Below are 11,680 nucleotides of genomic sequence, written 5' to 3'. Positions count from 1 at the left end.
CTTGATCATCTTCACGACTTGCAGCTTGAAGCTGTCGTCGAATGCCCTGCGTTTTTTAGTCATGAATAACTCCTCGATAGATGTATTTTCCACCTATCGGGGTGTCCGGGGAAATTAGACCACTGCACTCCCGCATCAACAACCCAAACCGCAAATCCACCGCCTCCGGAATCGGCACAAAAACCGTGTGCCCATCCCCCGGCGCCACCTCGATCGCCTCACCCTTAACACTCTGCAACTCACGCAGATCAAAATGAAAATTGCCCGTGGGCGTCATCAATTCCAGATGATCACCAAGACCAAAACGGTTCTTCACCTTGACCTCGGCCAGCCCCTCACGCCGCTCCCCTGTCAGCTCACCCACAAACTGCTGACGCTCCGATACCGAGCTGCCATTTTGATAATTCTGGTACTCGTCATGCACATGCCGACGCAGAAAACCCTCGGTGTAGCCACGCTGCGCCAGCGACTCCAAGTCCGTCATCAGGCTGCGATCAAACTCACGCCCGGCCACCGCATCATCAATCGCCCGGCGATACACCTGCGTGGTGCGCGCGCAATAGAAGTGCGATTTGGTCCGGCCTTCAATCTTCAAAGAATGCACGCCCATGCGCGTCAGGCGCTCGACGTGCTGCACCGCGCGCAGGTCCTTGGCGTTCATGATGTAGGTGCCGTGCTCGTCTTCGAATGCCGGCATCAATTCATCGGGGCGGTTGGCTTCCTGTAGCAGGAACACCTGATCGGTAGGAGCGCCGAGGCCCAGGGTCGGCTCGGGCTGGAAGGTCTGGACGATGTCGCCGAGTTGATTTTCCGTGGCCGCTTGCGCCGAGTATTTCCAGCGACAGGCGTTGGTGCAGGTGCCCTGATTGGCATCGCGTTTGTTCAGGTAACCCGACAGCAGGCAGCGCCCGGAGTAAGCCATGCACAATGCGCCATGAACGAACACTTCCAGTTCCATGCCCGGCACTTGTTCGCGAATTTCGCCGATTTCTTCCAGCGACAATTCCCGCGACAGGATGATCCGGCTCAAACCCTGTTGTTGCCAAAACTCGACGCTCGCCCAGTTCACCGTATTGGCCTGCACCGACAGGTGGATCGGCATCTGCGGGAAATGCCGGCGCACCAGCATGATCAGGCCCGGGTCAGACATGATCAGCGCATCCGGCGCCATCTCGATCACCGGCGCCAGATCCTTGAGGAAGGTCTTCAACTTGGCGTTGTGCGGCGCGATGTTGACGACGACATAGAAGCGCTTGCCCTGTGCCTGGGCTTCGCGAATGCCCAGTGCCAGATTGGCGTGATCGAATTCATTGTTGCGCACCCGCAGGCTGTATCGCGGTTGGCCGGCGTAGACCGCATCGGCACCATAGGCGAAGGCGTAGCGCATGTTTTTCAGGGTGCCGGCGGGGGCGAGCAGTTCGGGGGTGGCGAGGGTCGGCGTCATGGCGGTGTCGGTCGTAAAAGCGCGGCAGGGTAGAACGGGTACCAATGGCGAGCATTGATCTGGATCTAGGTTTTGGCAGTTTCTGTTTGTGCAGAAACAGCACAAATCATGTGCCGGTTTCACTGTGTTCGACGGTCTGGCAGCTGCTTAAGCTTTGTTCATCACTTAACTGAACAGAGGCACTCGCCATGCAACGTTTTACCCGTCGTTTCCTCAGCGCCTGTGCATTTTCCGGTGTGTTGGCCAGCACCGGTGCACTGGCAGACAACCATCCGACCATTCGCGCAATGTCCGGGGCCACACCGGTCAGCCAGTTACCGGCCGGCAAGTCCGCCTTGTTGGTGATCGATTTTCAAAACGAATACTTCACCGGCAGGATGCCGATTCCGGACGGTGTCGCTGCGCTGGCGAAAACCCGTGAGTTGATCACGTTTGCCGACAGCCACAAGATCCCCGTGTACCACGTTCAACATATCGCCCCGGCAGGCTCGGCGGTGTTTGCCATCGATGGCGAAACCGTGAAATTTCACCCGGACATGCAGCCACGCGCGAAGGATGCGGTGCTGCAAAAGACCACGGTCAGCGTGTTCGGCAGCACCGATCTGAACGAACGGCTGAAGCAATCCGGCATCAACACGGTCATCGTCGCGGGCCTGATGACCCACGCTTGCGTCGCCGGTGCCGCGCGGGACGCGGCGCCACTCGGTTACAGCGTGATCGTCGCCTCCGACGCCTCGGCGACCCGTGCGATCACCCGCGTCAATGGCACATCCATCGACAAGGATGCCTTGCACAAAGCCGCACTGGCGGAAGTCGAGGACACCTTCGGCGATGTGCTGAGCACGGCTGAAATCGTCAAGTTGCCGGTTCGTTAATCGGCTTGCGCTGATCCGCAACTATGCTCCATGAATAAAGATGGCACTCGTGCAGGCCCCGGTTGACTAAGCATCGGGGCGTGCATGACGCCTGACTGACATGGATCGGACATGAACGAAAAAAGCCTTCAATTCAAATCGCTCACCGTGCTGCTGTTGCTGGTCACGGTGGCGTTTATCTGGATCCTCCTGCCGTTCTACGGCGCGGTGTTCTGGGCGGTGATTCTCGGCATTGTGTTTGCGCCGATGCAGCGCCGGCTGCAGGCGAAATTCGGCTGGCAGCGCAACCTGACGTCCCTGTGTACCTTGGCGGTCTGCCTGGTGATCGCGATTCTTCCGGTGATCATCCTCAGTGTGCTGCTGGTGCAGGAAGGCGCAGCGGTCTACAAGAGCATCGAAAGCGGCGAGCTGGACATCGCCGCGTATCTGGCGCAATTCAAGCACAGTCTGCCGCCGTACTTTCAGCACTTGCTCGACCGCTTCGGCATGGGCGAACTCAATGGCTTGCGTGAGAAAATCGTCAAATCGGCGATGCAGGGCAGCCAGGTCCTGGCCACTCAAGCGTTCAGTTTTGGCCAAGGTACGTTCGAGTTCGTGGTGAGTTTCTTCATCATGCTGTATCTGCTGTTTTTCTTTCTGCGTGACGGCGCCGAACTGGCGCGCAAGGTGCGCACTGCCGTGCCACTGGAGGAAGGCCACAAGCGGCGCTTGCAGTTGAAGTTCAACCGCGTGGTACGCGCGACGGTGAAGGGCAATCTCGTAGTCGCGGTGACTCAGGGCGCGCTGGGCGGAGCGATTTTCTGGTTTCTCGACATCCCCAGCGCCTTGCTGTGGGCGGTCTTGATGGGGTTTTTGTCGTTGCTGCCAGCAGTGGGCGCGGGGATTGTCTGGGCGCCGGTCGCGGTGTATTTCCTGCTCAGCGGGATGATCTGGCAGGGCGTGGTGCTGGGCTTGTTTGGGGTGTTTGTGATCGGGTTGGTGGACAACGTGATGCGACCGATTCTGGTGGGCAAGGACACCAAAATGCCCGATTACATGATTCTGATCTCGACTCTGGGTGGCCTTGCGGTATTCGGCCTGAATGGTTTTGTGATCGGCCCGCTGATCGCGGCGTTGTTCATGTCGAGCTGGGCGCTGTTCGCCGAAACCAAGCCTAAGGTGCAACTGCCTTAAGCGTGAAACGGCTCGCTGACGATCTTCTGCGACAGTGCCTGCGCAGCGGGCAGCGAAGTGAGCGGGCCGCTGATCGCTTCACCGTCGCGCATCAGATACCAGCAAGCAAGCAGGCCCGAGGCTCTGAGCGAGGCGGGAACGGCGCTGCCGATAACGGACATGATTTGAACCTGAGCCATGACGGGTACCTCCATCTATCAATGGAGCTACCTTAATGAGTCGTCGCTTCTACGGACAATCAACGCTTTCGATAGTGGTCATTGATGCCGTTGAGGGCTGGCTCAGTCGACCACTTGATCGAGCATGTGCATGACTTCGCGTTCGTTGAGCAAACCTTTGTGCACGAGGTTTTCCGCCAGCAGCGAAAGGAACTTGGCGCAGCGATGGCCTTCCAGGTGCTTGAGTTCGGTCAGCGCGCTGTACACCTTGCTTGAGGTGCACAGGCCGACGATGCGGTGCGGGTTTTGTGTTGGCATACAGTCGTCCTTGTTGTTATCAACTTGTTGTTTACGGACGGATTCAGATTGCGGTTCCGTCATGACAAACGAGTGACCGTTCTGCGTAAATGTACATAACGGTCACTCAATCATGCCGACTTTAGCCGGTGAAACTGTCCTCACAGCGACCTTGGCGAGATTTTTTCAGACGCTGGCCGACCAACGGTCATAAAAAAGCCCCGCTATAAAAGCAGGGCTCAGTGTTGCGATTACCAGCGTGGGCCACCGTAGTAGCCATGTGGCCGGCCGTAATAACCGCGAGGCGGGCCGTAGTAGACGGGGGCCTGTTGGATGTACACCGGTTGTTGCACATACACCGGTGCCGGCTGGTAGTAGACCGGTGGTGGCGGCTGCTGCACGTAGACCGGTTGTGGCTGAACATAAACCGGCTGTTGTTGCACGTATACCGGCCGATCCTGGTTGATCAGTGCCGAGCCGATGATGGCCGAGCCGACGATCGCGCCAAACACCGCAGGGCCTTGCCAGCCGTGGCCACCACCGGCTTCTGCCTGACCTGTGACAGCGAGTGCGCCAATCAGCAAGGCCAGAATGGGGAGTTTACGAATCATGATAAGTCCTCGGTTCTTCGACCCGGCGGCAGGGCCTGCACCAGGCCCACAGTTGTCGCGGGGATACTTCTAAGACAGCGAAATTCTGAAAATCAGCACAGCCGCTGGGTAAATTTTGTGTAAGGTCTGTACCGGCTTCTTTACCGGGCCGTGCGAGGGGCACAGAACCCGTTTAAAACAGGCCTCAATGATCGTTCAGAAGCCGATGGACTGGCTAATCCCGTTTATCCGAAAGTGCGTTTGAAGGAGAAGTTTCATGCAGATGAACCCGAACAAAGACACCCAGCTGTGCATGTCCCTGTCAGGGCGCCCGGGGAATTTCGGTCTGCGTTTTCATAACCATTTGTATGAGCAGTTGGGCCTGAATTTCTATTACAAGGCGTTCAGCAGCCAGGATTTGACGGGTGCCGTGGGCGGCATTCGCGCTTTGGGCATTCGCGGTTGCGGCGTGTCGATGCCGTTCAAGGAAGCGTGCATTGCGCTGGTCGATGAGTTGGATGCGTCGGCGGCAGCGATCCAGTCGATCAACACCATCGTCAATACCGACGGCCATCTGAAGGCTTACAACACCGATTACATTGCTGTCGCGCAGTTGCTGGAAACCCACGCGGTGCCCAAGGATTCGACCTTCGCCCTGCGTGGCAGCGGCGGCATGGCCAAAGCGGTGGCCAGCGCCTTGCGAGATGGCGGTTATAAAAACGGTTTGATCGTCGCCCGCAACGAGCGCGCCGGGCGTGCCTTGGCGGATTCGCTGGGTTATCGCTGGCAGGCGGAACTGGGCGAGGAGCGTCCGCAGATGCTGATCAATGTGACGCCGGTGGGCATGGATGGCGGGCCGGAGGCGGGGCAACTGGCGTTTGAGCCTGAGGCGATCAAGGCTGCGGATACGGTGTTTGATGTGGTGGCGATTCCGTCGGAGACACCGTTGATCGTGCGCGCTCGATCCGATGGCAAAAAGGTAATTACCGGGCTTGAGGTGATTGCGATTCAAGCGCTGGAGCAGTTTGTGCTGTACACCGGCGTGCGCCCGACTGAAGAGCAATTTGCGGCGGCCGTGGCGTTTGCCCGGAGCTGATTCTCATAATTATGCAGTGAGTTAACTGGCCTCATCGCTGGCAAGCCAGCTCCCACAAGGTATGGGAGCTGCTCACAGATTTGTGTTCCAACCCGAAACCTGTGAGAGCTGGCTTGCCAGCGATGAATTCACCTCGGTTTATCCTGCTGCCTATACTGCCTCCCCAGCAAGCCCAGACTTGCCCACCACAAAAACCGTGACCGAGGCTCCCATGCATCCGCCCATCCTCAACCTGCATCAGGTCGAACTCGAACCCCTGCCCGAAGCCCTGGCCCCGGAAGGCGAAACCGCCGGGCGCTATCAGCAGCGCATGGCGCGGATTGGCCAGCAACTGGGTTCGCAGAAACTCGGTTATCGCCTGTACGCCTTGCCTCCGGGCATGCGCGGCAGTCCGTTTCACAGTCATCGGGTCAACGAAGAGATGTTCTACGTGGTGGCCGGGGAGGGCGAGGTGCGTCTTGGTACGGAGCGTTTTCCGATCCGCGAAGGCGATGTGATCGCTTGCCCGCCGGGCGGCCCGGAGAAGGCGCATCAGATCATCAATACCAGTCAGGCCGAACTGCGTTATCTGGCGGTGAGTACCCAGCAACAGCCGGAAATCTGCGAGTACCCGGATTCGAACAAGTATGCGGTGATGGATAACTTCAACGTCGATGCCGAGGGCAATGCCTCAGGTTTTGTGGCTGTGGCACGGCAGGCGGACGGTGTGGATTACTGGGATGGCGAGTAATGCGCAGATCCCTGTAGGAGTGAGCCTGCTCGCGATAGCGGTGTGTCATTAACGGTAATTTGACTGACACACCGCTATCGCGGGCAGGCTCACTCCTACATTGGTTTTGTTTGGCTATTCGAGGCGGGCCAGACGCTCTTCCAGCGCGGCAATCCGCGCTTCCAGCTCTTCAATACGCTCAACCGAAACGCCACTGCTGGTACCGCGATCCGACGGGTTCTGCCGTGCCGCCATGATCGCCTCGCTATCCGCCGGATCACCCAGAGCATGGGTGTAGCGATCTTCGCGCTGCCCGGCCTGACGTGGAATCAGTACCGCCAGCCCCCGCGCAATCAAACGCTCAAGTTGATGCACCACCTGCTCGGTGTCTTCAAATTCATGCATGCGCCCACTGCGGGTCAGCAGTTCATTGACGGTTTGCGGGCCGCGCAGAAACATCAAACCGCTCAGAATCACTTGCGCCGGCACCAGTTCCAGCGCCTTGTCGACCTTGTGCTCCCAGCGGTCGGCACGACTGCCCATTACCAGTTTGGCGAAACCACGACCTTCCAGTGCGCGCAGGCTCTGGCCGACCTGGCCCGGAGTCAGGTTCATCACCGGTTCGCGGCTGGTTTTCTGATTACACGCCGTGACCAGTGCATTCAGGGTCAGCGGATAGGTTTCCGGACTGGTGGCTTGTTTCTCGATCAACGAGCCGAGGATGCGAATCTCCGTGGCATTGAGCCGTGGCTCGTCGAAGGTGGATTCTGGTTCTGTGGTCATCGCGCGTTCCCTCTGCAGTCGAAGGCGCCTAGCCTAATCCTTGCCAAACAAAAGGCAAGCCGTGTGGTCATCAAGCATGGCTATAATCGCCTCCTTGTTCCACCCAGCCACCACACGAGACTGCCATGACCATTTCCCTGTACGCCGCATCTGTCCCGGTTTTTCAACAAATGCTCAACGCTTTGAGCGATGTGCTGAAAAAGGCTGAAGCCCACGCCACCGAGAAAAACATCGACCCGAACGCGTTCCTGCAGGCCCGTCTGTTCCCGGACATGTTCCCGTTGACCCGCCAGGTACAGATCGCCGTGGACTTCGCCAAAGGCGTTTCCTCGCGTCTGGCTGAAGTTGAAGTGCCGAAGTACGACGATACCGAAACCACCTTCGCCGAGCTGCAAGCTCTGATTGCCAAGGTGCTGGCCTACATCGGCGAGATCAAGCCAGAGCAGATTGATGGCAAGGAAGGCATTGAAATCGTCACCCGTCCGGGCACGCCGAAAGAAAAGCGCTTCAGCGGTCAGGCTTATCTGCTGACTTACGGTCTGCCGCAATTCTTCTTCCACGTCACCACCACTTATGCGCTGCTGCGTCATAACGGCGTTGAAGTGGGCAAGCGTGATTACATGGGCGCGTTCTAAAAAGTCAAAAGCCCCTCATCGGAACGCCGCCCGCCTAGCCCTCTCCCAGAGGGAGAGGGGACTGACGGTGTTGTTTGTTCGAGTTACACCGACCTGAACTATCAAGTCGAACTCAAGTCTTGAACAGCATACAAATCAGCTCCCTTTCCCCCTCGCCCCCCTTGGGGGGAGAGGGTTGGGGTGAGGGGGAAAAGATCTCAGCCACAAAAAAGCCCGCCAAGGTTCACACCATGGCGGGCTTTTCATTACAGCGAATATCAAGCCGTACGTTGGGCTTTCGCTTCTTCACCCAGGCACGCCGCTGCGGTAAACAGCACGTCAGTCGACGAGTTCAGCGCCGTCTCCGCCGAGTCCTGCAACACGCCAATAATGAAACCGACCGCCACCACCTGCATGGCAATCTCACTCGGAATGCCAAACAGGCTGCACGCCAACGGAATCAACAGCAACGAACCACCCGCCACACCCGACGCGCCACACGCGCAAATCGCGGCGACAACGCTGAGCAGAATCGCCGTCGGAATGTCCACGGCAATACCCAATGTGTGCACGGCCGCCAGCGTCAACACGGTAATGGTAATCGCCGCACCGGCCATATTGATGGTCGCGCCCAGCGGGATAGACACCGAATAGGTGTCTTCATGCAGGCCCAGACGCTTGCTCAATTCCAGATTGACCGGAATATTGGCCGCCGAGCTGCGGGTGAAAAATGCAGTGATACCGCTCTCACGCAGGCACTTGAGGGTCAGCGGATACGGGTTGCGACGCAGTTTCCAGAACACGATCAGCGGGTTCATCACCAGCGCGACGAACAGCATGCAGCCGAGCAGCACGGCCAGCAGGTGCGCGTAACCGATCAGCGCGCCGAAGCCGGACGTAGCCAGCGTCGAAGCCACCAGACCGAAAATGCCCAGCGGCGCGAAGCGAATCACCACTCGCACGATCAAGGTCACGCCGTTGGACAGATCACCCAGCACTTCGCGGGTGGTGTCGCCGGCATGGCGGATCGCGATGCCCATGCCGATCGCCCAGGCCAGAATGCCGATGAAGTTGGCGTTCATCAGCGCGCTGACCGGGTTGTCGACCACGCTCAACAGCAGGCTCTGCAGCACTTCGCCGATACCGCCCGGCGCCGTCACCGAAACGTTGTCGGTCGACAACACCAGGTGCGACGGGAACGCCATGCTCGCGACCACTGCCACAACTGCTGCCGCGAAGGTGCCCAGCAAATAGAGGAACAGGATCGGGCGGATATGGGTTTCCTGGCCGTGCTTGTGGTTGGCAATCGAGGCCATTACCAGCACGAACACCAGAATCGGTGCGACGGCTTTCAACGCCGATACGAATACTTTACCTATGAACGCCGTGCCTTTCGCCGCTTCCGGGGCGAACAGCGCCAGGGCGATACCGGCGATCAGGCCAATGAGGATCTGCGTGACCAAGCTGAGGTTCTTGAGGCGTTGCAATAGAGAAGGGGATGAAGCGGTCATAGCGGCATCTCTGATTTTTTATAGGGTGCAAGGTTGCGTAAAGCGATGGCAAAACAGGGGCAGACCACCGCCACGAACCGAAAGTGTTGACGCGACATCAACGCCAATAAGCCGGTCGTTGAACAGGCCGTACGTTTTTCAGGGCGCGGACTTTATCACAGCGTAGGCCTTATCCTTCAGGCATGTGACGATCTGCCACCGGATCAGGCAACAAAGTCGGCAGGTTTGTGCAAGTCAGCCCGGACACACTCTGTTAGGATTGCGCATCCTTATTTTCAAACTCTGCCAGCGGGCCTCCGGGTCAACGCTGGTGTCGTCGTTTTGCTGGAGTTGCGCATGCTGTTGCCCATTCTTCTGTTGTCCGCCGCCGGCTTCACGGTGCTGACCACGGAATTCGTCATCGTCGGCCTGTTGCCGGCGATTGCCCGAGACCTCGAAGTCACCATCCCGCAGGCCGGGTTGCTGGTGACTTTGTTCGCCTTCACGGTGGCGATGTTCGGGCCTTTCCTGACCGCGTATTTCGCCCGCTTCGAGCGGCGCAAGCTGTTTATCAGCATCCTGATCATGTTTGGTCTGGCCAATACCGTGGCGGCGCTGGCGCCGAATATCTGGGTGATGGCGATTGCCCGGTTGATCCCGGCGCTCGGTCTGCCGGTGTTCTGGGCCTTGGCCAGTGAGACTGCCGTGGACATCGTCGGTCCGGATTTCGCCGGTCGCGCGATTGCCAAGATCGGTTTTGGCATTGTCTGCGCCACGGTGTTCGGCATTCCAGTCGGCACGCTGATTTCCGATGCGTTCGGCTGGCGCAGTGCCTTTGGGATTTTGGCGGTGATAGCTTTTGCCAAAGCCTTGTTGCTGTTTGTTTATCTGCCGAAAACCAGTCTGCACCAGCACCAGGTCAGCTTCCGCTCGCAATTCAAAATCCTGCGCAGTCCGCTGATGATCGGCCATATCCTGCTGTCGATTCTGGTGTTCAGCGGCATGTTTACCGCTTACACGTATCTGGCCGACATTCTTGAGCGCCTCGCCGGGTTCAACGGCACTGTCGTCGGTTGGTGCCTGATGGCCTTCGGTGCGGTCGGGTTGATCGGTAACTCGCTGGGCGGTCGTGCGGTCGATAAGCATCCGCTGGGGGCGTCGGTGTTGTTCTGCGCGTTCATGATTGCCGGCATGGTCTCGCTGGTGCCGAACATTCATTCGCCGCTGGGCTTGGCGGTGGCGATGGGGATCTGGGGCGTAACCCAGGCTGCGTTGTTCCTGGTCAGCCACGTGCGCCTGATGAAAGCGGCGCCGGAAGCGCCGGCCTTTGCCGCCTCGTTGAACATCGCCGGGGCCAATCTGGGGATCGGCCTGGGCGCCATCGTCGGTGGTCGGGTCATCGACAGCGCGGGTCTGGGCTTCCTTGGCTTTGCCGCCGCCGGGTTCATTTTGCTGTCGGTGTTCCTCGCCATGGTGCTGATGACGCTCAAACCGCGCGAAATGTGCGCCGAGGCCTCATAACGCGGTAAACAGCTCGCGTCGGGCACCTTCGGTAATCGCAACGATGCCGGGGTGCTTGACCTTGCGTTCCACCGAAATGGCGTAGAACGACTCGGTCACCGCGTCAGTCTGGCCAATCAGCTCGACGCCATACTGGCGCTTCACCTCATCGGCAATCACGCTCGGGCCGATAAAAATCCCGCTGCCGGATTGGCCGAAGGCCTGCATCAAGGCACTGTCATCGAATTCGCCGACAATTTGCGGCTGGATCTGCTGCTCGGCAAACCAGCGCTGCAAGCGGCTGCGCACCACGGTTTCCGGCCCGGGAATCAACAGTGGTGCACCGTGCAGGCTGCGTGGGAAATCCTGGCCGTATTTGGCTGCCAGTTCCGGGGTGGCGAAAAAACTGATCCCGCACTCACCGAGCTTTTGGCTATAGCCCTTGATGTCGAGGTGCGAGGGCATCGGGCTGTCGGAAATCACCAGGTCCAGACGCTGGATGGCCAGATCGGCGAGCAAACGTTCGAGCTTGTCTTCGCGGCAGGTGATGCGCAGTGGTTCGTTCAGCTCCATGGTCGGTGCGATCAGGCGATAGACGATGGATTTCGGCACCACGTCAGCCACGCCGACGCGGAACAGGATCTGCTGTTCGTTGGGTTGTGCGCGCAGCATCAGTTCCAGCTCGCCACCCAGCTGAAACATTTGCTCGGCGTAGGGCAGGGCTTGGCGTCCGGCTTCGGTCAATTCGAGTTGCCGGCCGACCCGTCTGAATAACTCGATGCCATACGTCTGTTCGAGCAGTGAAATTTGCCCGCTGATGGTTTGTGGGGTCAGGTTCAGTTGCTCGCAGGCGCGCACGATGCTGCCGGTCTTGGCTACGACCCAGAAGTAATGCAGTTGTCGATAATTGAGCATGACGTTCTACAGTTCGTGAAAACCGAAGTATAGCCG

Annotated in this window: 13 protein-coding genes; 6 read left to right on the top strand and 7 right to left on the bottom strand. The window is 58.7% G+C overall.

What is annotated here, in order from left to right; translation table 11 throughout:
* Positions 1 to 55: 55 nt before the first annotated feature.
* Complete coding sequence (gene yegQ / locus CKW38_RS29025) at positions 56 to 1,444, bottom strand: tRNA 5-hydroxyuridine modification protein YegQ (RefSeq protein WP_095114522.1); 1,389 nt, start codon at positions 1,442 to 1,444, stop codon at positions 56 to 58.
* A 188-nt stretch (positions 1,445 to 1,632) separates the two neighbouring features.
* On the opposite strand from yegQ, the gene CKW38_RS29020 reads away from it, so the two are divergent.
* Positions 1,633 to 2,319: a cysteine hydrolase family protein gene (locus CKW38_RS29020; protein ID WP_095114521.1), complete on the top strand. Its 687-nt coding sequence runs from the start codon at positions 1,633 to 1,635 to the stop codon at positions 2,317 to 2,319.
* Positions 2,320 to 2,430: 111 nt separating this feature from the next.
* A complete protein-coding gene (locus tag CKW38_RS29015; protein WP_007917361.1) occupies positions 2,431 to 3,492 on the top strand; it encodes an AI-2E family transporter in 1,062 nt (353 codons plus the stop codon).
* On the opposite strand, the gene CKW38_RS29010 is transcribed toward CKW38_RS29015, so the two are convergent.
* From CKW38_RS29010 to CKW38_RS29000, 3 genes are all read right to left on the bottom strand, one after another.
* Positions 3,489 to 3,671: a hypothetical protein gene (locus tag CKW38_RS29010; RefSeq protein ID WP_007917359.1), complete on the bottom strand. Its 183-nt coding sequence runs from the start codon at positions 3,669 to 3,671 to the stop codon at positions 3,489 to 3,491. The genes CKW38_RS29015 and CKW38_RS29010 overlap by 4 nt on opposite strands.
* A 102-nt stretch (positions 3,672 to 3,773) precedes the next feature.
* Positions 3,774 to 3,968, bottom strand: coding sequence for a hypothetical protein (locus CKW38_RS29005; RefSeq protein ID WP_016984641.1), 195 nt, complete (start codon positions 3,966 to 3,968; stop codon positions 3,774 to 3,776).
* Between the two features lie 230 nt (positions 3,969 to 4,198).
* On the bottom strand, positions 4,199 to 4,558 hold the full coding sequence (locus CKW38_RS29000; RefSeq protein ID WP_007917357.1) for a hypothetical protein: 360 nt from the start codon (positions 4,556 to 4,558) through the stop codon (positions 4,199 to 4,201).
* Positions 4,559 to 4,814: 256 nt separating this feature from the next.
* Here CKW38_RS29000 and CKW38_RS28995 point away from each other — a divergent pair, with 256 nt between their 5' ends.
* Positions 4,815 to 5,633 carry a shikimate 5-dehydrogenase gene (locus CKW38_RS28995; protein ID WP_095114520.1) on the top strand — a complete coding sequence of 273 codons (819 nt, stop codon included), beginning with the start codon at positions 4,815 to 4,817 and terminating at the stop codon, positions 5,631 to 5,633.
* Between the two features lie 211 nt (positions 5,634 to 5,844).
* Positions 5,845 to 6,363 carry a cupin domain-containing protein gene (locus CKW38_RS28990; RefSeq protein ID WP_007917355.1) on the top strand — a complete coding sequence of 173 codons (519 nt, stop codon included), beginning with the start codon at positions 5,845 to 5,847 and terminating at the stop codon, positions 6,361 to 6,363.
* Between the two features lie 114 nt (positions 6,364 to 6,477).
* On the opposite strand, the gene CKW38_RS28985 is transcribed toward CKW38_RS28990, so the two are convergent.
* Complete coding sequence (locus CKW38_RS28985) at positions 6,478 to 7,125, bottom strand: YceH family protein (protein ID WP_007917353.1); 648 nt, start codon at positions 7,123 to 7,125, stop codon at positions 6,478 to 6,480.
* Positions 7,126 to 7,250: 125 nt separating this feature from the next.
* Here CKW38_RS28985 and CKW38_RS28980 point away from each other — a divergent pair, with 125 nt between their 5' ends.
* Positions 7,251 to 7,760, top strand: a complete 510-nt coding sequence (locus tag CKW38_RS28980; RefSeq protein WP_007917351.1) for a DUF1993 family protein — start codon at positions 7,251 to 7,253, stop codon at positions 7,758 to 7,760.
* A 257-nt stretch (positions 7,761 to 8,017) separates the two neighbouring features.
* On the opposite strand, the gene sstT is transcribed toward CKW38_RS28980, so the two are convergent.
* Entirely contained in the window at positions 8,018 to 9,250 is a 1,233-nt protein-coding gene (sstT, locus tag CKW38_RS28975) for a serine/threonine transporter SstT (RefSeq protein ID WP_038362813.1), read from the bottom strand.
* 336 nt (positions 9,251 to 9,586) lie between these two features.
* Here sstT and CKW38_RS28970 point away from each other — a divergent pair, with 336 nt between their 5' ends.
* Positions 9,587 to 10,750, top strand: a complete 1,164-nt coding sequence (locus tag CKW38_RS28970; protein WP_095114519.1) for an MFS transporter — start codon at positions 9,587 to 9,589, stop codon at positions 10,748 to 10,750.
* On the opposite strand, the gene nhaR is transcribed toward CKW38_RS28970, so the two are convergent.
* Positions 10,745 to 11,644 (bottom strand): transcriptional activator NhaR, encoded by a 900-nt coding sequence (nhaR, locus tag CKW38_RS28965; RefSeq protein ID WP_007917345.1) that lies wholly within the window; start codon positions 11,642 to 11,644, stop codon positions 10,745 to 10,747. The two genes, CKW38_RS28970 and nhaR, sit on opposite strands and share 6 nt — an antisense overlap.
* Positions 11,645 to 11,680 lie beyond the last annotated feature (36 nt).

The organism is Pseudomonas sp. Irchel 3H7, from assembly GCF_900187605.1.
In the GTDB taxonomy this organism is placed as follows: Bacteria; Pseudomonadota; Gammaproteobacteria; order Pseudomonadales; family Pseudomonadaceae; genus Aquipseudomonas.
The sequence above is the reverse complement of the archived record's forward strand: the minus strand, read 5'-3'. Positions and strand labels throughout refer to the sequence as shown.

What these genes read in the sequence shown, in the direction of transcription:
- yegQ (WP_095114522.1), bottom strand. Translation starts at nt 1,444, where the DNA reads ATGACGCCGACCCTCGCCACCCCCGAACTGCTCGCCCCCGCCGGCACC.
- CKW38_RS29020 (WP_095114521.1), top strand. Translation starts at nt 1,633, where the DNA reads ATGCAACGTTTTACCCGTCGTTTCCTCAGCGCCTGTGCATTTTCCGGT.
- CKW38_RS29015 (WP_007917361.1), top strand. Translation starts at nt 2,431, where the DNA reads ATGAACGAAAAAAGCCTTCAATTCAAATCGCTCACCGTGCTGCTGTTG.
- CKW38_RS29010 (WP_007917359.1), bottom strand. Translation starts at nt 3,671, where the DNA reads ATGGCTCAGGTTCAAATCATGTCCGTTATCGGCAGCGCCGTTCCCGCC.
- CKW38_RS29005 (WP_016984641.1), bottom strand. Translation starts at nt 3,968, where the DNA reads ATGCCAACACAAAACCCGCACCGCATCGTCGGCCTGTGCACCTCAAGC.
- CKW38_RS29000 (WP_007917357.1), bottom strand. Translation starts at nt 4,558, where the DNA reads ATGATTCGTAAACTCCCCATTCTGGCCTTGCTGATTGGCGCACTCGCT.
- CKW38_RS28995 (WP_095114520.1), top strand. Translation starts at nt 4,815, where the DNA reads ATGCAGATGAACCCGAACAAAGACACCCAGCTGTGCATGTCCCTGTCA.
- CKW38_RS28990 (WP_007917355.1), top strand. Translation starts at nt 5,845, where the DNA reads ATGCATCCGCCCATCCTCAACCTGCATCAGGTCGAACTCGAACCCCTG.
- CKW38_RS28985 (WP_007917353.1), bottom strand. Translation starts at nt 7,125, where the DNA reads ATGACCACAGAACCAGAATCCACCTTCGACGAGCCACGGCTCAATGCC.
- CKW38_RS28980 (WP_007917351.1), top strand. Translation starts at nt 7,251, where the DNA reads ATGACCATTTCCCTGTACGCCGCATCTGTCCCGGTTTTTCAACAAATG.
- sstT (WP_038362813.1), bottom strand. Translation starts at nt 9,250, where the DNA reads ATGACCGCTTCATCCCCTTCTCTATTGCAACGCCTCAAGAACCTCAGC.
- CKW38_RS28970 (WP_095114519.1), top strand. Translation starts at nt 9,587, where the DNA reads ATGCTGTTGCCCATTCTTCTGTTGTCCGCCGCCGGCTTCACGGTGCTG.
- nhaR (WP_007917345.1), bottom strand. Translation starts at nt 11,644, where the DNA reads ATGCTCAATTATCGACAACTGCATTACTTCTGGGTCGTAGCCAAGACC.